Source organism: Lentzea xerophila, assembly GCF_051094245.1.
Taxonomy (GTDB): Bacteria; Actinomycetota; Actinomycetes; order Mycobacteriales; family Pseudonocardiaceae; genus Lentzea; species Lentzea xerophila.
Map to the genome: position 1 here is coordinate 4,063,475 of NZ_CP194934.1, position 24,570 is coordinate 4,088,044.

Consider the following 24,570-nt stretch of genomic DNA (forward strand, 5'->3'; position numbering starts at 1 on the left):
CCCTAACCCGTGCGGCCGCCCCGATATCCCCACTTTCGTGGGGTTCTCCCGCCCATCCGGATGACAGCCGGGCAGGATTCCGCGCGGCCGGGCACGAAGTTTCCGGTACACCCCGCCGCACCTCCATACCCGCGGCCGGCCCGGCGACTCACACGATTCAGACGCGTGAGCTGCCCGGGAACTGTCCAATCAGGCAAAAGAAGTAACCAAAACCATTGCGGCATTACCTATTTCATGAATGTGAATGTTTGACACACATCTAAACCATCGACTACAAAGAAATCACCCCGCCCTGCCGAAGAGGGTTGTCAATGATGCGAACCTCCGTGCCCCTGCTGTCCCTGCTCTTAATAGGTTCCCTGGCCGTGCCGGTGAGCACGGCGACCGCGGCACCCGCACTGACTGGCCTGGACGTCTCGTCAGGCAACCGGCGCGCCCCCATTTCCGGCCTCTACGACTGGTCGAAGGCGGGCTATCGCGGCAATGGCGTGCTGCCGGGAAACAATGACGTGAACAGCAACGCCACCTGTCAGATCACGGCGGCCGAGCTCGCTTCCCAGCACAACGTGCGCCCGAATGACGCGGCCGACGACACGGCGGGGCTCCAGGCCGCGATCGACGCCATCAGGACCCAGTGCTCGCCGAGTGCGAGCTACTCGAAGCTCAGCCTGATCACGCTGCCGGCGGGCGAGCTGAAGGTGTCGAAGGAGCTGCACGTCGACGCCGACTACCTGATCATCAGGGGTGCCGGCGCGACCGCCACGAAGGTCGTCTACACGCCCGACGCGAACACCCGCTACGACGCGCTCACCCCGGACGGGTCGGACTGGGACGAGGACGGGATGACCTTCGGGCAGGGCAAGGGCGGCTGGCTGTGGCCTGGCCGCGGCCTGTTCCGGGTCCAGTCGCGCGGCGTGCACTCTGCCTACGCGAGCGACTACGCCTCGGCCCCGGAGAACCGCAAGGACATCTTCGAGGGCACGGTCAACGTGCACTGGAAGGCCGGCGCGAAGGTGAGCGCCGCCGCCAAGGCCGGTGACCGCACGATCAAGGTCTCGTCGGTCACCAACATCAGGGCCGGGTCGCTCGTCAACGTCCGGGCCGCCAACTCGGTCAGGTTCTACGAGCAGCAGTTCGCCACCGGGACGCCGTACCCGATGCTGAACATGCACATGCGCCAGCAGATCTTCGCCGTCGCCTCGGTGTCGGGCACCACCGTCACGCTCGACAGGCCGCTGGAGTTCGACGTCCCGGTGAACTCCACCTCGGACGGTTCACCGGCGATCGACGGGACGACCTACGCCTCCAAGGTGTCCCCGCTCGTGGACCCGGTCCTCGGCGTCGGGTTCGAGAACTTCGGCTTCACGCAGGCGATGCCGGACCTGAACCAGGCCGAGGCCGTGCACAACTACGGCAACATGTCCCCCGCGGACCAGATGCACGGCATCGTCTTCAAGTGGGCGGCGAACTCGTGGGTGAAGGGTGTCCGCGCGGACATGACCGGGTCGCACCCGATCGTCACCGAGGAGGCCAAGAACCTGCAGATCGTCGACAACCAGCTCGACGGTTCGTGGAACAAGGGCAAGGGCGGCAACGGCTATTTCCGCGGTTCGCGGGTGTGGGACTCGCTCTACGCCGGCAACACCTCGCGCAACCTGCGGCACTTTACTTTCCAATGGTCCGCCTCGGGCAACGTCGTGATCGGCAACGACTTCGACTCCGACCTGAACCTGCACGGCGGGTGGGAGCGCAACAACCTGTTCGAGAACAACACGGTCCGCGTCTCGTACGCGCACCGGTCCGGCAACTGCCGCGCGAACTGCGGTGAGGAGGGCGGCGGCGGTCCCGACGACTCGAACTGGTTCCCGATCTGGTGGGGTGCGGGTCGCAAGGCCGTCAAGTGGTCGGGTGCGACCGGGCCGCGCAACGTCTTCTTCAACAACACCATGACCAAGCAGCTGTCGACCGGTGGCTCGTACGACCCGTTCTACAGCGAGGCGAGCCGCGTGTACCAGTTCGGCTGGGACGGCAGCGCCTACAAGCACCTCGACGTCGGCGGCACCGCGATCGCGGACTGGGCGAAGAACGAGCAGCGTGACTACACCGGCGGTCACGGCGTCGACGCGACCAGGACCGACTCCGGCAGGTCGTTGTTCCTCAGGAACCTTCCCACCGGCAGCACGCCGGAGGAGCCGGAAACACCTGCCGGGACCGTCCCGGTGTCCACAGTGGACCAGCTGAGGGCCGCGCTGGCGAACGCCCGGCCGGGTGACGTCATCTCGCTGGCGCCCGGCACCTACCGCGGTTCGTTCGTTACGCAGAAGGCCGGCACGCCGGGCAACCCGATCACGCTGACCGGCCCGTCGTCGGCGGTCCTGATCAACGACGGTCCGGCCGGCCAGGCACCGACGCCGTGCCCGGTGCCGACCGCGGGCTGGGACTCGGGCTACGGCCTGTGGCTGTACAACGCGCCGTACTGGACCATCAAGGGAATCACGGTCGCGGAGTCCAAGAAGGGCATCATCCTCGACAACTCCCACCACGTCACGATCGACGGCGTGACCGTGCGCGGGACCGACGAGGAGGGCGTGCACTTCCGGCGCTCCTCCGCGGACGGTGTCATCAAGAACTCGACGATCACCGACGCGGGCGTCGTGACGAAGGCCTACGGCGAGGGCGTCTACATCGGCTCCGCGAACTCGAACTGGAAGTGCCACGGCAACTCCGGCGGCGTCGACAGGTCCGACCGCGTCCAGGTGCTCGACAACAGGATCGGCCCGAACGTCTCCGCCGAGCACATCGACGTCAAGGAAGGCACGCAGGGCGGGCTCATCAGCGGCAACACGTTCGACGGCACCGGGATCAGCGGTGCGAACTCCGCCGACTCGTGGGTCGACGTGAAGGGCTTCGGCTACCGGATCGAGAACAACACCGGCACCTTCGCCTCGCCCGGCACGTTCCGCAACGGGTACGAGACGCACAACCCGAGCACCACCCCGGCGTTCGGCAACGGGTGCGGCAACGTGTGGCGTGGTAACAGGTCCGACCTCGGCAACGTCGGCGAGTACGCGGTGCGCGTGTCGTCCACGTCGAAGTGCCGGAGCAACCCGAACGTCGTCCACGCCTCGAACACCGTCACCAGGGCGAAGAAGGGCGTGTCGAACATCCCGGTCACCCCGTAGAAGGCGGGGGTTACGGGAGTTCCGATCGGTGCACGGCGGCGTCGCCGATCGGGACTCCCGGCTCTCCGGCCGCTGCGATCAGGCGTGGGAGCGCAGCGCGCGGACCTCGTCCCGCAACGCCCGCACCTCCTGCAGCAGCAGGTCGTCGTGCGTCGCGGCACGAGGTGCGGGCAGCTGCCGCACGTCCGGCTCCATCGCGCTGCACACCACCGCGATGAACAGGTTGAGCATGGTGAACGTGCCGACCATCAGGTAGCAGAGGAAGAAGATCCACGCGAGCGGCTGATGCTCCATCAGGTCGCGCATGACGTCGGACCAGCCGTCGCCGGTGGTGATCTGGAACAGGGTCAGCAGCGTCGAGCCCAGGCCGGCGAACCGCGGGTCGCCGGAGTCGCCGAACAGGTTGCTCGCGATCACGCCGCCGACGTAGAGCAGCAACATCAGCAGCCCGGTCAGCGAGAGCAGGCCGGGCACCGACTTCACCAGCGCGGTCACGACCCTGCGCATGCTCGGCACCATCGCGACGAGCCGCAGTGCCCGCAGGATCCGCAGGGACCGCAGCACGGCGAGCGGACCGGCGGCGGGCAGCAGCGCCACCGTGACGACCACGAGGTCGAAGACGTTCCACGGATCGCGGAAGAACCGCCGGCCAGACGCGTACAGGCGGGCCGCGAGCTCGGCGACGAAGACGGCGAGCGCGAGCCGGTCGATCGTGCCGAGCAGGTCGCCGTGCCTCGCGACGATCGACGGCGAGGTCTCGGCCCCCAGCGTGACCGCGTTGACGACGATCACACAGATGATCGTCCACTGGAAGCGGGTGCTCTCGACGACCTCGCCGATGCGTGCGCGCAACGTCATGCCTGACTACTCCTTGCCGGGGGGACAAGGGCTCTATCGGCCGGCACGGCTCCGAGCTGATCACCCGGTCGTGTTGATCAGCTCCAGCCGGCTCGCGGTGCGGGCGAGGTCGAGCGCGTCGCCGCCGATGATCTCGCTCAGCGGGTGGTCACTCACCAGTGTCAGCCGGACGTCCTTGTCCACCAGGACGTCGATGACGTTCGCGAACCGTTGCTGCGCCTCGCGGCCGCAGGTGTCCATGCGCGGCACCGCGGTGATCACCCAGTCGTCGAAGCGACCGGCGAGCACCAGGTAGTCCTGGGTCGAGGTCGGCTTCTCGCACAGGTCGCCGAAGTGGAGCCAGATCCGCGACCCGTGGACGCCGAGGGCGGTGATCGCCCGGCTGTTGACGTCGAGCTCGACCGGCGTGGGCGGGACGTCGGTGTGCGTGACGATCCCGCCGGTCTCGAACCGGGAGCGCGCCTCACCGCGCAGGTGCCGGTAGTCGGTGGGGCCGTCGAGCTGCACGACGTCCATCAGTTCCTTGACGAGCGCGATGCCCGGCAGGAAGTGGTCGTGGTAGAGCGGGTCGGGCAGCAGCCCGTCCGGCGGGTAGTTGGACGTGGCGATGATCATCACCCGCTGCCGTTGGAGCGCCTCCAACAGCCGGGTCATCAGCATCGCGTCGCCGACGTCGTGCAGGTGGAACTCGTCGAACGCGAGGACCTCCGCCCGCCCGGCCAGCTCCTGCACCGCCTTCGCGACGGCGCCGCGTTCGCGCAGGCGCCGGGAGATCCGGCCGTGCAGCTCCTGGAAGAAGGAGTGGAAGTGCACGCGCCGCTTCCGTTCGACCGGCAGCGCGTCGAAGAACGCGTCCGCGAGGAAGCTCTTCCCCCGCCCCACCGGTCCGTGCAGGTAGACGCCCCGGCGCCGCTCCCCCAGCTCCTCGAGCCTCGCGATGGCGGCCAGCTGTGCGTCGTCGAGCACGTACCCGCTGCTCGACACGTGTGCGCGAAGATCCACTGTTCCCCCCGTGCCAGCTTACGATCGACCCCGTGAGCAATGTCGAGGCCGACCCCGTGGAAGTGACGTGCGCCTCCGTCCCCGGCGGCGTGGAGGTTCTGGGCCCGCGTGACGTCCCGCTGGGCGGCCCGCGGGCGATGTCGGTGCGCCGCACCCTGCCGCAGAAGCAGCGCTCCCTGATCGGCGCCTGGTGCTTCTGCGACCACTACGGCCCCGACGACGTCCGGATGGACGTGGCCCCGCATCCCCACACCGGGCTGCAGACCGTCAGCTGGCTCTTCACCGGCGAGATCGAGCACCGCGACAGCCTCGGCGTGCACGCCTACGTGCGCCCCGGCGAGCTGAACCTGATGACCGGCGGCCGCGGCATCGCCCACTCCGAGGTCTCCACCGCCAGTTCGTCCGTGCTGCACGGCGTGCAGCTGTGGCTGGCCCTGCCCGACGCGCACCGCGACGCCCCGCGCGACTTCCAGCACTACGCCCCGCCCGTCGTGGAGGTCTCCGGCGCGTCGGTGCGCGTGTTCCTCGGCTCGCTGGCGGGCTCGACGTCTCCCGTCCGTACCTTCACGCCACTGCTCGGCGCCGAGGTCGTCCTTCCCGCCGGGGCCTCTCTGACGCTCGACGTGTCTCGTGAGTTCGAGCACGGGCTCCTGCTCGACACCGGCGACGTGACACTCGGCGACACCGCTCTCGCGCCCGGCGACCTCGGTTACGTCGGCACGGGCCGCTCGACGCTGACGCTCTCCTCCGCCGAGGGCGCGCGGGTCGTGCTGCTGGGCGGCGAACCGTTCGGCGAGGAGATCGTGATGTGGTGGAACTTCGTGGGGCGCACGCACGACGAGATCGCCGCCTACCGGGACGAGTGGCAGGCGGAGAGCGACAGGTTCGGCCGCGTGCAGGGCTACCCCGGCGACCGCCTGCCCGCGCCGCCGCTGCCCGGCGGCCGGCTGCGGCCGCGCGGCAACCCGGCCTGACCCCGCTATCACTTTCCGTGCCGAATTCGCTACGGAAAGCTCTGCGAAGGTTAAGCCGAATTAAGGTGGCGCTGCTGCCGGTTTCCCGACTTCCGGGGCTTGCCGGCCCGTGACGTCGTCCACAGATCAACAAACGAGAAGCGTCTTTTATGCCTAAAAGTGCAGCTCAGCGACAGTGAAGGCACACGTCTCGGCTGGCACCGGACATCCATGTCAAAAGTCATACTCCGGGACCATTGAAAATCACGTTCCGATCGCATTTCCTGGTCGAGGCATCCACGGAGGTTGCCGGACGTCCAAGGAGGCATGACGAACGTGACACGAGTGGGCGCCGAGTCCGTCTTCGCCTTCATCGCTCCCTCCGGGCGCCCCATGCCCGTCGAGGTCGAGCTCGGCTACCGAGCCGACGACCCGCACGCCGTGACCATGACGTTCCGCATGGGACGCCAGGAGACCGTGTGGCTCGTCAGCCGCGACCTGCTCGCCGACGGGTTGATCACCACCAGCGGCGCCGGCGACGTGCGGCTGCGTCCCCACAACGCCACGACCGCGGTGCTCGAGCTGCAGTCCGACGTCTCGCGCGCGGTGTTCCACGTGCAGTCGTCCGAGCTGCGGGAGTTCCTGAACTCCACCTACGACGTGGTCGCCCCCGGCTGCGAGACCGACTACGTCGACTTCGACGCCGAGCTGCGCAAGCTGCTCGACTGATGCGCCTCGCCTGATCTCGGACGGGCCGTGCGGGCCGCTGTTTTCACCCGAACGAGCCCGTATCATGGACCGATTCCAAGCCATACGTTCGACGTCGTGACCGTGACGACTTCCACCGCGTACAGCCGAGACCTGGGCGACGAACTGCGCCGGTTGAGGCAGAGGTTCACCGGCCTGAGGGGCCGGAGCCTCGCCATCCAGCTCGGCTGGGATCCCAGCAAGGTCTCCAACCTGGAGCACGGCAAGATCCGGGTGAGCGAGATCGACCTCGCCCAGTACCTCACCGCGTGCGGCAAGGACATCGACTTCATCGACGACTTCTGCCGCCGCTACCGCAACGCCTTCGACCCCTACCTCGCCCAGAGCGCCGCCGACGTCCGCACGCTCGCGATGACCGAGGCGATGGCCACCAAGATCACCGCCTACGACGTCCTGACCGTGAACAGCCTTCTGCAGACCCCGAAGTACGCCCGCGCGCTGCAGGCCGCGACCGGGCACGTGCCGGAGGACATGGACCGGCAGGCGGTCCTGCGGCGCCCAGGTGGTCCCACCTGTGTCTTCTACCTGCACGAGCTGGCCCTCCGCATGCACCCTGGCGACGCGCAGGTGATGGAGGAGCAGTGCGCCTCGCTCCAGGCCAACTCACGCCTCGTGCGCATCGTGCCCGCGGAGGCGGAGACGGCCGCCTTCCAGTCCCAGTGCACGTTGTACGAGTTCGAGAAGGCGACGCCGCTGGTGTACGCGGAGTCCGACCTGGCCCAGGTCTTCGCCCAGGACGACACGGCGGTCGAGCGGAGCCGGAAGCTCTTCGACCTGCTCGACGCGGTCGCCCTGGACGAGACCCGGTCACAGCGCCTGCTCGCGGAGTACCGCGGGCCGACACGGCTGCACGTCCTGGCAGGCTCTCAGTAGCCGTAGACCAGGTCGAACGCGAGCTGCGGGTCGAACCTGCCGGCGTCGACGCCCGGCGCCTTGCCGCAGCGCCCGTCCGAGTCGCCGGGAACCTTGACCCACAACAACATCTCCGCGCCACCACCGGTCCGGGCGGGCGTACCGAGCTTGCGTCCGCCGGGGTTGCACCACTCGCCGTTGTGCCCGTTGCCGTTGCGGCTGGTGTCGATCACGTACGGCTTGGTGTACGCGGGCAGCGCCCCGCTGACCGAGTTGCCGTAGGCCGTCGAGGCCGCGGTGGTGTGGTAGTTCGACACGTTGATCGAGAAGCCGCGCACGTTCCGGACGCCGGCGGAGTCCAGCCGGGACGCCATCGTCGCCGCGGGCACCCACTGCGCGTTGCCCGCGTCGAGGTAGGCCCACGTGTTGGGCGCCTTGGCCTTGAACTGCTCGGTGGCGTACTTGATCATCGCCGTCCGCTCGGCGATCTTGGCGCCGTCCATGCAGTTGAAGTCCGCCAGCGAGTCCGGCTCGATCACGACGACGGCCGGCCGCGTGCCGATGCCCGAGGCGAACGCGGAGATCCAGCTCCGGTACGCCTCGGGCGTGCCCGCGCCGCCACCGGAGTGGCCACCGCACGCGTCGCGGCCGGGGATGTTGTAGGCGACCAGCACGGGCAACTTGGTACCGGTCTTGCCGACGTAGGACGACACGGCGGTCTTGACGTCACCGCTCCAGCTGCCGAACCAGCGGGCGATCGGCTTGGTGGAGATGTTCGCCTTGATCGCGGCCTGCCGCCCGTCGCCCGCGTGGTCGCGGACCCAGACGGCGGGGTTGGAGTCGGGGTCGACGTAGAAGCCGTCGGTCAGGCTGACGGGACTGGCGGCGTGCGCGGCCGGGGCGGTCGCCACGACGGCCAGCAGGGCCAGCGCGAGTGCTCTCATCATGAGCCTGACACTCGCGCCCGGCAGTTAAGGAGCGGTAAGTCCTGACGGCAAGAGCGGAGCCACGACACGGGCCAACGGGCCGCTCCGCACCTCGCAGACCGCCCTGGCGAACGGCGCGGCCGGGTCGAGTGAGTCGGGCAGGCGAGCCCACACGGCCCACTGCTCGTCCCACGCCTGGACCACGTCGAGGTGCCCGCCGGGGAGGAACCGGGCCAGGTGCACCCCCTGCGACCTGCCCGGTGTTCCCCAGCAGCGGGAGGAGACGGAAGCCGCCTTCCCGCCGCAACCTCTCGATCAGCTCCGCGCTGTCCATCTCATCTCGCCGCCAGCTCCGTGTCGGCCCGGTAGGCCTCGACCGCCGCATCACGCTCGGCGCCGGACCAGCCGAGCGGCCCGCTGATCAGGTCAGCGACCCGGCCGGCGACCGAGGCGCCGAAGTCGAGGTGCTCCATCGCGATCCGCGTCCGCCGGGCCAGCACGTCCTCGAGCCCCAGCGCGCCCTCGTGCGTCACGGCGTACACGATCTCCGCCGCCAGGTAGCCCGCCACCGGCGACGCCAGTGACGCGTCCTGCGCGATCAGCTCCAGCACGTCGGGCACCGCGGAGCCGTAGCGGCGCAGCAGACGTTCCACAGTGGACGTGGGCAGGCCGGACTCGGCGGCGACGCGGGCCCGGTCCGCCCACAGTTCCTGGAAACCGACGGCGCCGCACAACGGCAGCCGTGCGGTCAGTGACGGTGCGACCGCGCGGCCCAGACCGGCGACGGCGGCGTTCACGACGTCGGCGGCCATCACGCGGTAGGTCGTGTACTTGCCGCCCGCGATCACGAAGAAGCCGGGCTCCGGCTGGGCCACCGCGTGCTCGCGCGACAGCTTCGCGGTGTCGCCGGAAGCCCCGTCCAGCAACGGCCGCAGGCCCGCATACGTGCCGACGACGTCGTCCACGCTCAGCGGCGACCGGAGCACGGCGTTCACGTGGCCGAGGATGTAGGAGACGTCCTCGGGAGTGGCGGAGACGTCCTCCGGCGAACCGGAGTAGGGCGTGTCCGTGGTGCCGATGATCCAGTAGGCACCCCAGGGGATCACGAACAGCACCGACTTCTCGGTCTGCGTGATCAGCCCGCCGTCCAGCTGGATCCGGGAGCGGTCCACCAGGACGTGCACACCCTTGGACATCCGCACGTGGAACGGCGGCGTGCCGGGCGACATCGAGTTCAGCGAGTCGGTCCAGACACCGGTCGCGCTGATGACCCGCCGGGCCCGCACCACGTGCGTCACGCCGGACAGCTCGTCGCGCACCGAAGCACCGGAAACCCGGCCCTCCGAACGCAACAGCGACGTGACCCGCGCCCGCGAGACGACCGTCGCGCCGTGCTGGGCGGCGGTGCGGACCAGCGTCGACACCAGCCGGGCGTCGTCCATCTGCGCGTCGTAGTAGCGGATGGCGCCGGCGAAGGCCGAGGAGTCCAGCGACGGGCCGACGGCGGCCATCTTGCGGCGGGACAGGTGCCGGTGCATCGGCACGGCTCCGGCGCCGCCGATCGAGTCGTACAACAGCACGCCCGCGCCGACGTAGGCGCGTTCCCACTGCTTCTTCAACGGGAAGAGGAACGGCACCGGCCGCACCAGGTGCGGTGCGAGCCGGCGCAGCAGCAGGCCGCGTTCCTTCAGCGCTTCCCGGACCAGCTTGAACTCCAGCTGCTCCAGGTACCGCAGCCCGCCGTGGACGAGCTTGCTGGACCGGCTCGACGTGCCCGCCGCCCAGTCGTCGGCCTCGACCAGGGCGACGGAGAGGCCGCGGGACGCCGCGTCGAGCGCAGCGCCCGCACCGACCACACCACCGCCCACGACGAGGACGTCGAACTCCGTGCTGCCCAGCGATTCGAGCGATCGGGCACGCCGAGCCGGATCCAGCCTTGCGAACAACTTCTTCAGCTCCCTAAAGAAAAGAAGTCAGCGAACGTCGGCGTCGACCCAGTCGAACGACTTGGTGACGGCCTTCTTCCAGTTGCGGTACTCGCGCTCACGCTCGTCGGCCGCGAGTTCCGGCGTCCAGCGCTTGTCCTCGGACCAGTTGGCGCGCAGCTCGTCCAGGGACGACCAGTAGCCGACGGCCAGACCGGCGGCGTACGCGGCACCGAGCGCGGTCGTCTCGGCGACGACCGGGCGCACCACCGGCACGTCCAGCACGTCCGCCTGGAACTGCATGAGCAGCTCGTTGGCGACCATGCCGCCGTCGACCTTCAGCTCGGTCAGCGGCACGCCGGAGTCGGCGTTCATCGCGTCCAGCACCTCGCGGGTCTGGAACGCCGTCGCCTCCAGCACGGCCCGCGCCAGGTGGCCCTTGTTGACGAACCGGGTGAGGCCGACGACGGCGCCACGCGCGTCCGCCCGCCAGTACGGCGCGAACAGACCGGAGAACGCCGGCACGAAGTACGCGCCACCGTTGTCGTCCACCGTCTTGGCCAGCGTCTCGATCTCCGCCGCCGAGCCGATGATGCCGAGGTTGTCCCGCAGCCACTGGACCAGCGAACCGGTGACCGCGATCGAACCCTCGAGGGCGTAGACGGGAGCCTCGTCGCCGATCTTGTAGCAGACGGTCGTCAGCAGGCCGTTCTTGGACGCGACCTTCTCGGTGCCGGTGTTGAGCAGCATGAAGTTGCCGGTGCCGTAGGTGTTCTTGGCGGTGCCGGGCTCGTAGCAGGCCTGGCCGAACGTCGCGGCCTGCTGGTCGCCGAGGATGCCCGCGATCGGCACGCCCTTGAGCACTCCGCCGGGCCCGCCGTTGCCGTAGACCTCGGAGGAGGAACGGATCTCCGGCAGCATGGACACCGGAATGCCCATCTCGCCGGCGATCTCGGCGTCCCACTGCAGCGTGTCGAGGTCCATCAGCATGGTCCGCGACGCGTTGGTGACGTCGGTGGCGTGCACACCGCCGTTGGGGCCGCCGGTGAGGTTCCACAGCGTCCACGTGTCGGTGTTGCCGAACAGCAGGTCGCCGGCCTCGGCACGCTCACGGGCACCCTCGACGTTGTCGAGGATCCAGCGGATCTTGGGACCGGAGAAGTAGGTCGCGAGCGGCAGGCCGACCTTCGCCTTGTAGCGGTCGGCACCGCCGCCGAGCGCGCCCAGTTCCTCGACGATCGCCTGGGTGCGGGTGTCCTGCCAGACGATCGCGTTGTAGACGGGCTCGCCGGTGTTCTTGTCCCACACCACCGCGGTCTCACGCTGGTTGGTGATGCCCACGGCGGCGAGGTCGCCGGTGTTGAGGTCGGCGGCGGAGAGCGCCTGACCGATCACGAACCGGGTGTTCTCCGAGATCTCCACCGGGTTGTGCTCGACCCAGCCGGCGCGCGGGAAGATCTGCTCGTGCTCCTTCTGGCCCACGGCGACGATGGAGCCGCTGTGGTCGAAGATGATCGCCCGCGTGCTGGTCGTGCCCTGGTCGACGGCGAGAACGTACTGCGTCATCGAAAAGTCCTTTCGGGATGGTCAGAACACGTCAGAACGCGAGCGAGGCGACGAGGCCCGCGATCGCGCCGCCGATGATCGGGCCCACGACCGGCACCCAGGAGTACGCCCAGTCGGAGTCCTTCTTGCCCACGGCCTCGCCGTCGGTGCCCTTGTAGGACAGCGGCAGCAACGCGTGCGCGATGCGGGGGCCGAGGTCGCGAGCGGGGTTGATCGCGTAGCCGGTGGGGCCGCCGAGGGAGGCGCCGATGCCGACGACCAGCATCGCGACGGCCAGCGGGCCGAGCTGGGTCGGCGTCTTGCCGAGCGCGAGGACCACGAAGACCAGGACGAACGTGCCGATGACCTCGCACACCAGGTTCCAGGTGTAGCTGCGGATCGCCGGGCCGGTCGAGAAGACGGCGAGCTTGAGGCCCTCGTCGGGCGTCTCGTCGAAGTGCGGCTTGTACGCGAGCCACGCGAGGACGGCACCGAGGAACGCGCCCAGCATCTCACCGGCGAAGTAGACGAGCGTCGAGCCCACGCCGACCGGCACACCGGGTGCGAACTCGTCCGCGCCGCTGGTGAGGATGCCGATCGTCACGGCGGGGTTGAGATGCGCACCCGACTTGTACGCGATGTAGACACCGGCGAAGACACCGAGACCCCAGCCGAAGTTGATCAACAGCCAGCCGCCGTCGAAGCCCTTCGACTTGGCGAGTAGCACGTTCGCCACCACGCCCGCACCCAGCAACAGCAAGATGCCCGTACCGAGCACCTCGCTGAGGAACACTGTCCCGAGACCCACGCTGGCCTCCCAATCGTCTGAGAACGGCTGATCACCCCGTGGTGATTGACGCGGAACGTAATGAGCCACGTCACGTCTGCTCAACGGGCACGGTTCGACAATGTCGACACCTGCGCCCTGCGAAGGTGTGACCGACTGGTTACGCTGCGCGCAGACAAGGCGTTTCAGCCCCGTACCCAGGGGTGATGGCGGTCCCAGCTGTTCGACATTGCCGACACGGGTCGTCTCAATTACGTTTCACGCGTGCCGGGACCAATCCAGTCGATCGAACGCGCCGCAGCCGTGCTGCGGCTCCTGGCGCGTGGCTCCGGCCACCACGGTCTCACGGAGATAGCCGACTCGCTCGGTCTCGCGCGAGGCACCGCCCACGGAATTCTCCGTACGCTGCAACGGGTCGAGTTCGTCGAACAGGACCAGGCGACGGGCCGCTACCGGCTCGGCGCGGCCCTGCTGCACCTGGGAACGTCCTACCTGGACGCGAACGAACTGCGTTCTAGATCGATCAACTGGGCCGACACCCTGGCCGCGCGGAGCGGTCAGGAAGTACGGATCGGCATGCACCACGACGGCGCGGTGCTCGTCGTGCACCATGTGTTCCGGCCCGATGACTCTGTGCAAACACTGGGGATCGGCGCGATGCTGCCGTTGCACGCCACCGCGCTGGGCAAGGTGCTGCTCGCCTACGACCCGGACCTGTCGGCGGCCGCACGCCGGCGGGAGCTCACGTCGCTGACGCGCAGGACGATCACGCGCTCCCAGATGCTGGAGCGCGTGCTGACCGAGGTGCGCGGGCAGGGCTGGGCCGGCGAGGCCGAGGAGTACATGCCGGGTGAGGCCAGCATCGCCGCGCCGATCCGGATCCCCGGCGGCCTGGTGATCGGCGCGATCGGCATCTCCGGCGCGGCGGACCGCTTGTGCGACTCGGCGGGTCGTCCGCGTGCGACGCTGGTGCGCCAGGTCGTGCAGGCCGCGGAATCCGTCACCACCTCGCTTGTCGACGAGAACTGAGGGGCTCGCCGTGCAACGGTTCGTAATGGCGATCGACCAGGGCACGACGTCGACGCGCTGCATCGTGTTCGACCAGAACGCCCGGCTCGTCGCGGTCGCCCAGCGCGAGCACCGGCAGTACCACCCGCGGCCGGGCTGGGTGGAGCAGGACGCCGTGGAGATCTGGCGCAACGTCGACCGGATCATGCCGCAGGCGTTGCGGCAGGCCGGAATCACCGCCGACCAGGTCGTCGCGATGGGCATCACGAACCAGCGCGAGACGTTCGTGCTGTGGGACCGGCACACCGGTGTCCCGGTAGGACGCGCGATCGTCTGGGAGGACATCCGCACCGAGGACCTCGTCGCCGAGCTCGGGCGCAAGCCCGGGATCGAGGAGGTCCGCGACCGCTGCGGCCTGCCGCTCGCGACCTACTTCTCCGCACCGTCGTTGCGCTGGATGCTCGACAACGTGGCCGGGCTGCGCGCGAAGGCCGAACGCGGCGACGTCCTGTTCGGCACGATGGACACCTGGCTGATCTGGAACCTCACCGGCGGCGTCAACGGCGGCCTGCACGTCACGGACGTGACCAACGCGTCGCGGACGATGCTGATGAACCTCTCGACGCGGCAATGGGATCCGATGCTGCTGGAGTTCTTCGGCGTGCCCGCGTCCATCCTGCCGGAGATCCGTCCGTCGACCGAGATCTCGGGCACCACCACCCGAGTCGTGCCGGGCATCTCGATCACGGCCGCGCTGGGCGACCAGCACGCGGCCCTGTTCGGGCAGACGTGCTTCGAAAAGGGCTCCATCAAAGGCACCTACGGCACCGGCGGGTTCCTGTTGATGAACACCGGCACCGAGCTGGTGCGCTCGAAGCACGGCCTGCTGACGACGATCGGCTACCAGATCGGCGGCGAACCGGCGTACGCGCTGGAGGGCTCGATCGCCGTCGCCGGGTCGCTGGTGCAGTGGTTCCGCGACAACCTCGGGCTGATCCACAGCGCGCCGGAGATCGAGACGCTGGCGCGCACGGTGAAGGACAACGGCGGCTGCTACATCGTGCCGGCGTTCTCCGGGCTGTTCGCGCCGCACTGGCTCGCGCAGGCACGCGGTCTCGTCGTCGGGCTGACCTCGTACATCAACAAGGGCCACCTGGCGCGGGCCGTGCTGGAGGCGACCGGCTGGCAGACGCGGGAGGTCGTCGACGCGATGAACGCCGACCTCGGGGCGCCGACGCCGGTGCTGAAGGTGGACGGCGGGATGACCGCCGACCACCTGCTGATGCAGTTCATCGCGGACGTCCTGGACATCCCGGTGCAGCGGCCGCTCGTGGCGGAGACCGTGTCACTGGGCGCCGCCTATGCCGCGGGCCTCGCCGCCGGTTACTGGCCGGACCTGGAGGGATTGCGCAGGAACTGGCACCTGGCCGCGCGGTGGAACCCGGTGATGGACGCCCAGCACCGGGAGAACGAGTACGCGAACTGGAAGCGGGCCGTGGAACTCACGTTCGCGTGGGCCCGCTCCACTCCGTCCAATTAGGAGCGCTGCTTGCGCACCCACGCGGCGACGTCGTCCGCCTCGATCGGCAGCGCGTCCGAGAGGATGTCGGCGCCGGTCGACGTCACGACCAGGTCGTCCTCGATGCGCACACCGATACCGCGCAGCTCCGGCGGCAGCGTCTCGTCGTTGGGGTGGAAGTACAGGCCGGGCTCGACGGTCAGCGCCATGCCGCGTTCCAGGATGCCCTGCTGGTAGGTCTCCTGGCGGGCGTCGGCACAGTCGTGCACGTCCAGGCCGAGGAAGTGCCCGGTGCCGCAGACGATGTAGCGGCGGTGGTGCTGGCCGCTCGGGTCCAGCGCCTTGTCGACGCTGACGGGCAGCAGTCCCCAGTCGTGCAGGCCCTCGGCGAGCACGCGCATCGCGGTGTGGTGGAAGGCGCTGTAGTCGTTGCCCGGCCGCACTTCCGCGAGCGCGGCGACGTGCGAGGCGTGCACGAGGTCGTAGACCTGGCGCTGAGCTTCCGAGAACTCGCCGCTGACCGGGAACGTGCGGGTGACGTCGGCGGTGTAGAGCGAGTTCATCTCCACACCGGCGTCGAGCAGCAGCAGGTCCGCGTCGTTCACGCGCCCGTCGCAGCGCGTCCAGTGCAGCACCGGGGCGTGCGGACCGGCGGCGACGATCGAGGTGTAGCCGGGGCCCTTGCCCTCGGTGCGGGCGCGGCGGTCGAACGTGCCCTGCAGCCAGCGCTCTCCCCCGCCGCGCACGGCCTGGCCGAGCTCCATGGCGACGTCGGCGAAGCCCTTCACGGACGCGTCGACAGCCTGCCGCAGCTGCTCGACCTCCCAGTCGTCCTTGATCCGGCGCAGCTCGGCGAGCACGGTGCGCAGCTCGTCGCTGTGCGAGCCGGTCAGGGCGTCGAGCACCGGGTCGACGCCCTTGGCGACGAGCGTCTCCGGGTGGCGGCCGCGCAGGGCGTGCGCGAGTTCTTCGAGGGGACGGGCCGTGATGCCGAGCGCCTCACCCCACTCCTTCGGGCCCGCCGCGGCGCCGATCCAGAACGGGCTGCGGTCGGCGTCACCGAAGAAGTCGACGCTGTGGGCCTCCGACGGCACCGGCACGAACAGCGTGGCATCGGAGTCGGACAGCACCAGCACGGCGCCCTCGACCTGACAGCCGGTCAGCCACACGAAGTCGCTGTCGGCGCGGAACTCGTGGAACGTGTCGTTGGACCGGACGTGCGCCCGTCCCGCCGCCAGCGCGATCCGCTTGCCGGGCAGCGCACCCGTGAGCCTGGCACGGTGGGCCCGGGCCGCCTCGGCGGTGCCGGCCGGCAGGTCGACGGAGCTGTCCCACTCCCCCCAGCCGTCGCGGATGTACGTGCGGAAACCGTCCGCGTCCACCAGTTTCGCCATGTCGCGGCGTGTCCGAGCCAATGCGCGTCCTTCCAGAGTGGTCCTTCCTGCCAGCCTTCCCGCCGGCGGAGGGGTTCCGCCAATCTCAGATGGCCATAGCGTGGAGCTATGGAAGACGGTGCGTCCCCGGCCGGGCACCTACCACGAGGAGGCATTCGCCACAAAGAGGCGTATAGCCTCGCGCTATGGAACTGGAGATCCGGCACCTGCGGGCGATCTGCGCCATCGGTGACGCGGGCAGCCTCTCCCGCGCGGCGACGCAGCTCGGCATCTCCCAGCCGTCGCTCACCACTCTGTTGCAACGTGTCGAGCGCATGGTCGGCGGGACGCTCTTCGACCGCGGCCGCTCCGGTGCGGTGCCCACACCGCTGGGCGCGCAGCTGCTGCAACGGGCCAGGTTGCTGCTGGTCGAGCTGGAGGCGTTCGGCTCGGACACGGCCGGCCGCGGCGGGCCGATCCGGTTCGGTTCCGTCCACATGGAATGCGTGGCGGCCCTGTACTCCCGGCTGGAGCAGGCGCTCGACGACGTCACGCTGGTGGTCGACGCCTCGTCGACCGGACTGGCGCTGGCGCTGGCGAACGGCCACCTCGACGCGGCGGTGATCGCCGTCGACGAGGAGGCCGACCTGGGCCTGCCGCGCGGGGTGGCGCAGCGGGTCGTCGTGCCGTGGGTGCCGGTGTTCATCGCCGTTCCCGCTGGTCATCCCCTGGCCTCGCGGACGGAGGTGGACCTCGCCGATCTCGCCGGGGAGGCGTGGATCGGGCCGCCGGGCGCCGAGGACGGGTCGCTGACGGCGTTGCGCGCGGCCTGCCGGGCGGCCGGGTTCGCGCCGCGGCTCCGGTTCGAGATGCCGAGCGGTGCCGGGCGGCAGCTGATCGCGGCGGGCAAGGCGGTGCAACTCGTCGAGCCGACCTCACAGGGTGGTCCGGGGGTGGCGGTGCGGCCGCTGGTGGGAGCCCCGATGCGGATGCGGCTGGTCTTCGCGTGGCGGCGGGAGCGGCTGACCTGGAGCCAGGCCGGCCGCGTGTTCGCCGAGGTGCTGGGCGCCTACTCGGACCAGGCGCTGGCCAGTCCGGTGTTCCGGCCGTGGTGGGAGGCACGCGGCGAGGCGCTCACGGCAGCGACCTGAGCAGGCCGGCCTACTCCGGTTTCGGGGGCGCGGCGAACAGCAGGTGCCGCACGTGCGGGGCGTCCTTGGCCAGCGCCCGCGCGGTCTCCTGGTTCTGCTGGTCGACGACGGTGCCGCGTTCGACGTGCTGGCGCAGGTGCTCCTGCCAGGTCGCCACGGTGAAGGTCTCCAGGAACGTCTCGGGTTTCCCGGTGTCCCGGAACAGCCCCCACATCGTCGCGCCCGTACGCCTTCGCGCCCTGCCCACGCGCTGCATGGCGTCGATGAACGCGTCCTCGTTCTCGGGCGCCACCGGCCACTCGACCGTGACCAGCACGGGGCCCGCGTCGGTGTCGTCGATCTCCGGCGGTTCCTCCCAGTAGGTCGCCGGGCTGACGTCGAGCGGCCGGTCGATCAGCGGCAGCCACCTCGTCGCGCCCACCACCAGCACGACCATCGCCACCGCGGGCACGATCATGGCCGTTCGCAGGCTGTACGCGTCCGCGATCGCGCCCCACACCACCGCGCCGAGCGCCTGCCCGCCCATGAGGATCAGCTGGTAGTAGGCCAACGCCCTCGCCCGCGTCCACGCGGGCAGCATGACCTGCGCGGAGGCGTTGAACGTCGACAGCGTCGCGATCCAGCACGCACCCGTGAACAGCATCGCCACGATCACCAGCGACACGCTCTCGGTCAGCACCGCCGTGCTCGTCGCCGCCGCGTAGACGAGGGTGGCGAACAGCACCAACCGGTTCTTGCTCATGAGCCGCAACAGCTTCGGCACCACGAACGCGCCACCGATCGCACCCGTGCCCACGCTGCCGAGCAACACGCCGTACCCGCTGGCGTCGAGCTGCAGCGGACCGCGTGCGATGGCGGGCAGCAACGCCCACAAGCCGCTGCCGAACACGATGAACAACGTGAGCCTGGTGAGCACCCGCCGGAACATCGGCGAGCTGCGCACGTACCGCGCGCCCGTCCGCATCGCGGTGGCGATGTGCTCGGTGCCGAGCGGGCGGTGGTCCGACGGCCGGCGCCACCGCGCGAGCACGATGAGCACGCCGAGGAACGAGACGGTGTTGAACGCGAACGTCGCCTCGGGCCCCACCAGCGCGATCAGCAGACCGCCGAGCGCGGGCCCGATCGCGCGGCCGACGTTCATGTTGACGCCGTTGAGCAGCGCGGCCTGCGGGATCTCCTCACGCGACACCAGTTCGGGCTGGATCGCCTGGAACGACGGCATCGACAGCGCCTGCCCGATCGCCATCAGCGCCAGCAGCCCGAGCAGGCTGGCGGGCGACGCGCCGCCCGTGCCGGCGAGCAGCATCAGCCCGCCCGCGCCCGCCAGCATCAACGCCTGGCCGGTGATCAGCACGTGCCGCCGGTCGAGGATGTCACCGAGCGCCCCGGACGGCACGACCAGCAGGAACACCGGCAGCGTCGTGGCGGTCTGCACGAGCGCGACCTGCAGGGCGGTGCCGCCGAGGTCGCCCATGAGCCACTGGGCGCCGACGGTCTGCGCCCAGGTGCCGATGTTCGACGCGAACTGGGCGAGCCACAGCGCTCGGAACGCGCTGCGGCGCAGGGGTGCCCACGCGGAGACAGTCACCGCTTGATCTTCACACCCGTGGGTGTTCCTTGCCGAGCACAACCGGGAGGTTTCTTTTAGTCTACACTGAAATCATTGAGAATACAGACTCCAAGCCGTGAGCCTGCGACCGAGATCAGCCCATGTGAGTTGGACCACAGCGGGACTGGCGGATGACCCGTTTCCGCAAGGCGACCAGGCCGGAACGGGCCGTTCCCAGCACCTGAGAGCGCTCCCCGAAACCAGCGGAAACAGCCCCGCGAACGGACCGCGGACACACGGAGGAAGCCCGTTTCGTCCGCCATGACGGATTGTGAGTTTTCGCCTCGACCGGGTGTGCATTCGCTGATTCGAGAACGGTCGGCGGGATTCTGATCGATACTGCGCGCAAAGCTGGCTGAGCAGAAAGGTTCCGAGCACTCGTGATCACGCCCGAGTTCTTGCTGTCTACCCGCGAGTTCGAGGTGCTGTGGCAGACGCTGCGGCTCGGCAGGATGCCGTACCCGCTCGACGTGCCCAGCGAAGGAGCGACCGAGAGCGACGTCAAAGCGTTGCGGGACAAGACGATCGCCGGTCTGCGCGAGCGCGGGATCGCCGACGACGTGCGGCTCGAGGACCTGCTGCGGCTGCTCGACGACCACGAGGTGTCCGTGGACGCCGTCGCCGGGCTCGGCCGGACCATCCGTGCGCTGGCCGCCTCCAACGGCAGGCAGGCCGTCCTGGCCGTCATCGACGGCGAGCAGGTCGGCCTCGCGGAGATCCGGCCGACCGGGCTCGCCCGCGAGATCGTGCGGGTGCTGCCCGAGGGCGTGGCGGGTCCCGGCAACTCGCTGTCCGTGCGGCTGGAGACGTTGCAGCAGGCCGTCGCGCTGCAGGAGGCCGAGCAGGACGAGGACTCCGAGGACCCGTGGGGCGCGGCCGACGAGGAACTGGACGACCGCGGCGCGTTGCTCAAGGCGGGACTGTCCGCACAGGACGCGAAGCAGATGGACGAGCTCGCGGCGAACAAGGTCGCGGGCGGCCAGTTCGGCGTGACGCACGGCCGCAGCAGGGCCGACGTGGTCATCAACTGGTTCGACACCCACCAGGGCCGCTACCTGATGGTCCGCTCGGACGGCTGGCTCAGCCTGTCGCCGACCGACAACGACCGGATCGCCGCGCGAATCGACACCGTGCTGGCGTGAGCGGCGTTCCACGCTTCCCCGGCCGGCCGCCGGCCGGCCGGGGATTCGGGTGCTCCGAAGCCGGACGCATCGCGTCTCCGGCAAGGCATTCGCCACGCGGACCGGCACTCACAGCAGAAGGCCTGCTTCCGCTCAGCGCTGACCGCTCGACCGAACGCGGGCGTACTCTCCGGATGTGCCCTCGTTCGACTGCGTGTCACCCGATCCAGTGAGCGGCGAACCATGGCGTGACGAACCTCAAGAGAGCCCTAAGTTCTAGATGGTTCACCGGTGTGATTTAGGCCACATTGGCCGCACGTCAAGACCCGATCAGGTTGTGAACGGAGATCAGGAGCCCGAACGGGCTTTACCCGGAGAGCGCTCCCACAACCAGGGCAAACGATCACGCCCGTTACAGGACGTTCACCTGCTAGTGGCCCGTTTCCCTATGTGGCAACGCATTGTGAACGTAAGTCTCAATTGGCAACTCGTACGCGGCAAAGCGAGCGTTGCACGAAAACACACCCGATACTGCCCGCATGTACATCGTCGGTGACAAAGACGCTGTCCCGCTTCGTGACCCCGTGCCGCTTCGTGACACCGTCACCTCGGGTCAGGTGCAACTCGACCCGGCCGCGGGCGAGGAACTCCGCAAGCAGTTCCAGGCCCAGATCGACCAGGTCGACTCGTGGATCGAGCGCGCGAACACCAGCATCGCCCGTCCCGTACCGCTGGGAGCGAACCCGGTCGGCGACAAGATGCGCGAGAAGTTCACGCAGCGCGCCGAGGGTGAGCCGCACTCGTTCGTCAGCGTCATGACCGCGTATCGAACGGTGCTGGAACAAACGAAGAACTCGATCGTCGAGGCGATCGAGAACTTCAGCCGCCTCGATGAGGACAAGCAGGCCGAACTGAAGAAGCACATGGGTAACAGCTGATCTTCGGGCCAGCTGATCCACCGACGCGAGAGGCAAGCCGGTCATGCCCCCCGAGACCGACCCGAGCGAGATCGACAACGTCCCGGTCCTCACGGACCCGCAGAACTGGGCGTCGCGATCGCACCACGAGCTTTACGCCGCGGTGCACAACAACAACGACCCCGGTCAAGCCGGCCAGATCAGCTCCGACTGGAGCACGTACGGCAACGAGCTGACCGAGGCGTCCCGGACCATCAACTCGGTGATCACCGCGTCGGAGTCCAAGTGGACAGGTGACGCCGCCGAGGCCGCCCGAGCCGCGATGAAGAAGCTCGGGGACTGGGTCGACGAGACCGCGAAGACCGCCGTCGAGGTCGGTGCCAAGGTCGCCGACCAGGGCCGCGTCATGGAGACCGCCCGGGCGCAGATGCCCGCGCCCGTCGAGTTCGACTGGGGCAAGGCCGCGGCCGCGCTCTCGCAGCCGGGCACGCCGGCCTTCGTGCTGGCCTCCGTCGACATCGCGGTGGCCAACGCCGCGTCGCGCGAGGCGAAGGACCAGGCCGTCACCGTGATGACGGACATGGAGAACAACTCCCGGCAGATCGACTCCTCGACACCGGTCTTCAAGCCGCCGTTCAACCCGAACACCGGCGAGGTCGAAGAGCCGAAGATGATGATGGCGCTTCGCTCGAACGTACCCGCCCTCGGCAACGAGGTCGAGTTCCTCCAGGGCACCCGCGCGCAGGGTGCGGCCACCGCGCTCGCTCCCATGGGCACCGAAGCGGGTGTGGCCGCGTCCGGTGGAGCCGGCGGCCAGAGCGCCGCCAGTGCGAACCAGACCGCCGCCGCGGCGGCCTACACGCCGACCGCCCCCGGCTACACGCCTGCCGCCGGCCCCGCCGGTGCCGCGGGCGGCGCCGGTGGTGCCGCAGGAGGCGGCGCGGGTGGTGGCGCCGGTGGCAACTACACCCCCCAGATGCCCGGCTACAACCCCGGCAACACGAGCACGAACACCGCTGCGGCGTACACCCCGACCGCGCCCGGCTACACGCCGTCGACCAACACCGGCAGCACCTACACCAGCGGTGGCGGTGGCGGCGGCAGCAGCTACACGCCGCAGATGCCGGGCTACACCCCGCAGACGGGCCCAGGCAGCACCATCAACAAGGGTGGCGCCAACCAGTACATCCCGAAGGTCCCCACGGTCGGCAAGGACATCGCCAACCCGAACTACACGCCGCAGAACCCGAAGGGTCCAGCGGCCTACACGCCGACGGCGCCCGGCTACAACGGCCCCGGCGGCACCGGCGGCGGCGCGGGTGGCGGCGGCGGCGCGGGTGGCGGCGGCGGTGCCGGTGGCGGCGCGGGCATGAAGGGCGGCCCGATGCCGTTCACGCCCTCGATGGGCGCGGGCGGTGGCGGTGGTGCCGGTGGTTTCGGTGGCGGCGCGGGCGGTGGCGCGGGTGCTGGTGGCGCGATGCAGCCCGGTGGCTCGACCGGTGTCGTGGGCCAGGGTCAGAACCAGGCTCGCCCCGGCATGCCGATGGGCATGGGTCTCGGTGGTTCGTCCGCGGCCGGCATGGGCGGCGCGCCGATGGGTGGCGCTCCCGGTGCCGGCGGCAGGGGCGAGGAGGACAAGGAGCACCGTTCCGCCAGCTACATCATGGGCGGTGACCTGTTCGACGTCCCCGGTGAGAACCTGCCCCCGTCGGTGATCGGCGCCGGCAAGATGAAGAAGCAGAAGGGGCCCGAGCAGTCGTGATCACGCCCGAGTTCCTGCTCTCGCCGCGCGAGTTCGACGTGCTGTGGCACGAACTGCGGCTCGGCAGCATGCCCTACCCGCTGGACGTGCCCAGCGAGGGCGCGACCGAGCAGGAACGCCGCGTGCTGACCGAGAGGACGCTCGCGGAGCTGAGCTCGCGCGGCCTGGTGGGCAACGACCGCCTGGAGGAATACCTGCGGCTGCTCGACACCCACGACGTGTCCGTGGACGCGGTCGCGGGTCTCGACCGGACCGTGCGGGCGCTCGCCGTCTCCAACGGCCGGCGCGCCGTCCTGGCGATCATCGACGACGACCGCGTGGGCCTGCTCGAGATCCGGGAGACCGGACTGGCCCGCGAGATCGTCAAGGTGCTGCCCGACGCCGTGCCCGGTCCGGGCACGCCGGTGAACGTGCGGGTGGAGACGCTGCAGGAGGCCGTCGCGCTGCAGGCCGCGGACGACGCGGGCGCCGACGAACCGTGGGGCTCGGACGAGGTCGACGAGCGGCACGCGCTCCAGCAGGCCGGTCTGTCCGCCCAGGACGCGAAGCAGTTCGAGGAGCTCGCGTCGAACCGCGTCGCCGGCGGCCAGTTCGGTGTCACCCTCGGCCGCCAGCGGTCGGGTGTTGTGATCAACTGGTTCGACACCCACCAGGGCCGCTACCTGATGGTCAACTCGGACGGCTGGCTCAGCCTCTCGCCGACCGACAACGACCGCATCGCCACCCGAATCAACGCTGTGCTCGCGTGATCTAGCGCGTCTCAGTCGAACCGCCGCCGCCGGAGGACCGTGTGAACCCCGCGAACCCCACTCAGTGGGTCGAAGAGTACGAGGCCAAGCTGGCCGACCTGAAGAAGAAGTCGGAGGACCTCACGGAGAACTTCGCGGCGTCCACCGCCACCGTGACGTCGAAGGACGGCTCGGTGACCGTGACGGTGGGCCCGAACGGCGGCCTGCAGAACCTGGTGCTCGGGCACCGCGCGGTGGAGCTGGGCGCGTCCCGGCTCACCGCGGTCATCCTCGAGACCGCGCGGCGCGCCCAGAAGCAGGCGGCGCAGCAGGTTCTGGAGCTCTTCAAGCCGCTCGGCGAGGGCACCGAGTCCTACCAGATGGTCGCGGACTCGATCCCGGCCGACGAGGAAGACGAGGACACCTACGACGAGGTCGACGAGATGGACGAGGTCGACGACGAGCCGGCCCCTGCACCGGCACCTCCGCCGGTGAGCCGGCCAGCGGCGGCCCCGCAGCCGCCGCCCGCCCGCGGACGACGTCCCGCGGACGACGATGACGACGACAACCAGCCCTGGTAAGGA

General features: G+C 69.6%; 21 protein-coding genes. 12 read left to right on the top strand and 9 right to left on the bottom strand.

What is annotated here, in order from left to right; all coding sequences use genetic code 11:
- Positions 1-314 precede the first annotated feature (314 nt).
- Positions 315-3,182: a right-handed parallel beta-helix repeat-containing protein gene (locus ACRSBM_RS19440; protein WP_434445032.1), complete on the top strand. Its 2,868-nt coding sequence runs from the start codon at positions 315-317 to the stop codon at positions 3,180-3,182.
- 78 nt (positions 3,183-3,260) lie between these two features.
- On the opposite strand, the gene ACRSBM_RS19445 is transcribed toward ACRSBM_RS19440, so the two are convergent.
- Positions 3,261-4,040 carry an ion transporter gene (locus ACRSBM_RS19445; protein ID WP_434445033.1) on the bottom strand — a complete coding sequence of 260 codons (780 nt, stop codon included), beginning with the start codon at positions 4,038-4,040 and terminating at the stop codon, positions 3,261-3,263.
- A gap of 60 nt (positions 4,041-4,100) precedes the next feature.
- Positions 4,101-5,042 (bottom strand): cell division protein ZapE, encoded by a 942-nt coding sequence (gene zapE / locus ACRSBM_RS19450; protein ID WP_434445034.1) that lies wholly within the window; start codon positions 5,040-5,042, stop codon positions 4,101-4,103.
- A 32-nt stretch (positions 5,043-5,074) separates the two neighbouring features.
- Here zapE and ACRSBM_RS19455 point away from each other — a divergent pair, with 32 nt between their 5' ends.
- The 3 genes from ACRSBM_RS19455 (at position 5,075) to ACRSBM_RS19465 (ending at position 7,636) form a co-directional block, all read left to right on the top strand.
- A complete protein-coding gene (locus ACRSBM_RS19455; protein ID WP_434445035.1) occupies positions 5,075-6,016 on the top strand; it encodes a pirin family protein in 942 nt (313 codons plus the stop codon).
- Positions 6,017-6,322: 306 nt separating this feature from the next.
- The gene (locus tag ACRSBM_RS19460; protein ID WP_434445036.1) at positions 6,323-6,724 is read left to right on the top strand and encodes an SsgA family sporulation/cell division regulator; all 402 of its coding nucleotides are present in this window, start codon (positions 6,323-6,325) and stop codon (positions 6,722-6,724) included.
- Between the two features lie 96 nt (positions 6,725-6,820).
- The gene (locus tag ACRSBM_RS19465; protein WP_434445037.1) at positions 6,821-7,636 is read left to right on the top strand and encodes a helix-turn-helix domain-containing protein; all 816 of its coding nucleotides are present in this window, start codon (positions 6,821-6,823) and stop codon (positions 7,634-7,636) included.
- Here the strand turns inward: ACRSBM_RS19465 and ACRSBM_RS19470 are convergent.
- The 5 genes from ACRSBM_RS19470 to ACRSBM_RS19490 all read right to left on the bottom strand — a co-directional run bounded on the left by ACRSBM_RS19470 (position 7,630) and on the right by ACRSBM_RS19490 (position 12,819).
- The gene (locus ACRSBM_RS19470) at positions 7,630-8,562 is read right to left on the bottom strand and encodes a glycoside hydrolase family 6 protein (RefSeq protein WP_434445038.1); all 933 of its coding nucleotides are present in this window, start codon (positions 8,560-8,562) and stop codon (positions 7,630-7,632) included. The genes ACRSBM_RS19465 and ACRSBM_RS19470 overlap by 7 nt on opposite strands.
- 24 nt (positions 8,563-8,586) lie before the next feature.
- A complete protein-coding gene (locus ACRSBM_RS19475; protein ID WP_434445039.1) occupies positions 8,587-8,784 on the bottom strand; it encodes a hypothetical protein in 198 nt (65 codons plus the stop codon).
- 92 nt (positions 8,785-8,876) lie between these two features.
- Positions 8,877-10,487, bottom strand: a complete 1,611-nt coding sequence (locus ACRSBM_RS19480; RefSeq protein WP_434445040.1) for a glycerol-3-phosphate dehydrogenase/oxidase — start codon at positions 10,485-10,487, stop codon at positions 8,877-8,879.
- Between the two features lie 27 nt (positions 10,488-10,514).
- Positions 10,515-12,032: a glycerol kinase GlpK gene (glpK, locus tag ACRSBM_RS19485; protein WP_434445041.1), complete on the bottom strand. Its 1,518-nt coding sequence runs from the start codon at positions 12,030-12,032 to the stop codon at positions 10,515-10,517.
- A gap of 31 nt (positions 12,033-12,063) precedes the next feature.
- The gene (locus ACRSBM_RS19490) at positions 12,064-12,819 is read right to left on the bottom strand and encodes an MIP/aquaporin family protein (RefSeq protein WP_434445042.1); all 756 of its coding nucleotides are present in this window, start codon (positions 12,817-12,819) and stop codon (positions 12,064-12,066) included.
- Between the two features lie 243 nt (positions 12,820-13,062).
- Between ACRSBM_RS19490 and ACRSBM_RS19495 the strand changes: the two genes are divergently transcribed.
- Positions 13,063-13,827 (top strand): IclR family transcriptional regulator, encoded by a 765-nt coding sequence (locus ACRSBM_RS19495; protein ID WP_434445043.1) that lies wholly within the window; start codon positions 13,063-13,065, stop codon positions 13,825-13,827.
- Between the two features lie 25 nt (positions 13,828-13,852).
- The gene (gene glpK, locus ACRSBM_RS19500) at positions 13,853-15,346 is read left to right on the top strand and encodes a glycerol kinase GlpK (protein ID WP_434453128.1); all 1,494 of its coding nucleotides are present in this window, start codon (positions 13,853-13,855) and stop codon (positions 15,344-15,346) included.
- Here the strand turns inward: glpK (ACRSBM_RS19500) and ACRSBM_RS19505 are convergent.
- Complete coding sequence (locus ACRSBM_RS19505) at positions 15,343-16,719, bottom strand: aminopeptidase P family protein (RefSeq protein ID WP_434453131.1); 1,377 nt, start codon at positions 16,717-16,719, stop codon at positions 15,343-15,345. The two genes, glpK (ACRSBM_RS19500) and ACRSBM_RS19505, sit on opposite strands and share 4 nt — an antisense overlap.
- Before the next feature lie 185 nt (positions 16,720-16,904).
- On the opposite strand from ACRSBM_RS19505, the gene ACRSBM_RS19510 reads away from it, so the two are divergent.
- Complete coding sequence (locus tag ACRSBM_RS19510; protein ID WP_434445044.1) at positions 16,905-17,849, top strand: LysR family transcriptional regulator; 945 nt, start codon at positions 16,905-16,907, stop codon at positions 17,847-17,849.
- Positions 17,850-17,859: 10 nt separating this feature from the next.
- Here ACRSBM_RS19510 and ACRSBM_RS19515 read toward each other — a convergent pair whose 3' ends face one another.
- Positions 17,860-19,437: an MFS transporter gene (locus ACRSBM_RS19515; protein WP_434445045.1), complete on the bottom strand. Its 1,578-nt coding sequence runs from the start codon at positions 19,435-19,437 to the stop codon at positions 17,860-17,862.
- Positions 19,438-19,838: 401 nt separating this feature from the next.
- Between ACRSBM_RS19515 and ACRSBM_RS19520 the strand changes: the two genes are divergently transcribed.
- From ACRSBM_RS19520 to ACRSBM_RS19540, 5 genes are all read left to right on the top strand, one after another.
- Entirely contained in the window at positions 19,839-20,600 is a 762-nt protein-coding gene (locus ACRSBM_RS19520; protein WP_434445046.1) for an ESX secretion-associated protein EspG, read from the top strand.
- A 518-nt stretch (positions 20,601-21,118) separates the two neighbouring features.
- Positions 21,119-21,517: a hypothetical protein gene (locus tag ACRSBM_RS19525; RefSeq protein ID WP_434445047.1), complete on the top strand. Its 399-nt coding sequence runs from the start codon at positions 21,119-21,121 to the stop codon at positions 21,515-21,517.
- A 43-nt stretch (positions 21,518-21,560) separates the two neighbouring features.
- Positions 21,561-23,258 carry a PPE domain-containing protein gene (locus ACRSBM_RS19530; protein ID WP_434445048.1) on the top strand — a complete coding sequence of 566 codons (1,698 nt, stop codon included), beginning with the start codon at positions 21,561-21,563 and terminating at the stop codon, positions 23,256-23,258.
- Entirely contained in the window at positions 23,255-24,007 is a 753-nt protein-coding gene (locus ACRSBM_RS19535; RefSeq protein ID WP_434445049.1) for an ESX secretion-associated protein EspG, read from the top strand. The genes ACRSBM_RS19530 and ACRSBM_RS19535 overlap by 4 nt, the downstream gene beginning before the upstream one ends.
- 41 nt (positions 24,008-24,048) lie before the next feature.
- Positions 24,049-24,567: a YbaB/EbfC family nucleoid-associated protein gene (locus ACRSBM_RS19540; protein WP_434445050.1), complete on the top strand. Its 519-nt coding sequence runs from the start codon at positions 24,049-24,051 to the stop codon at positions 24,565-24,567.
- Positions 24,568-24,570: the final 3 nt, after the last annotated feature.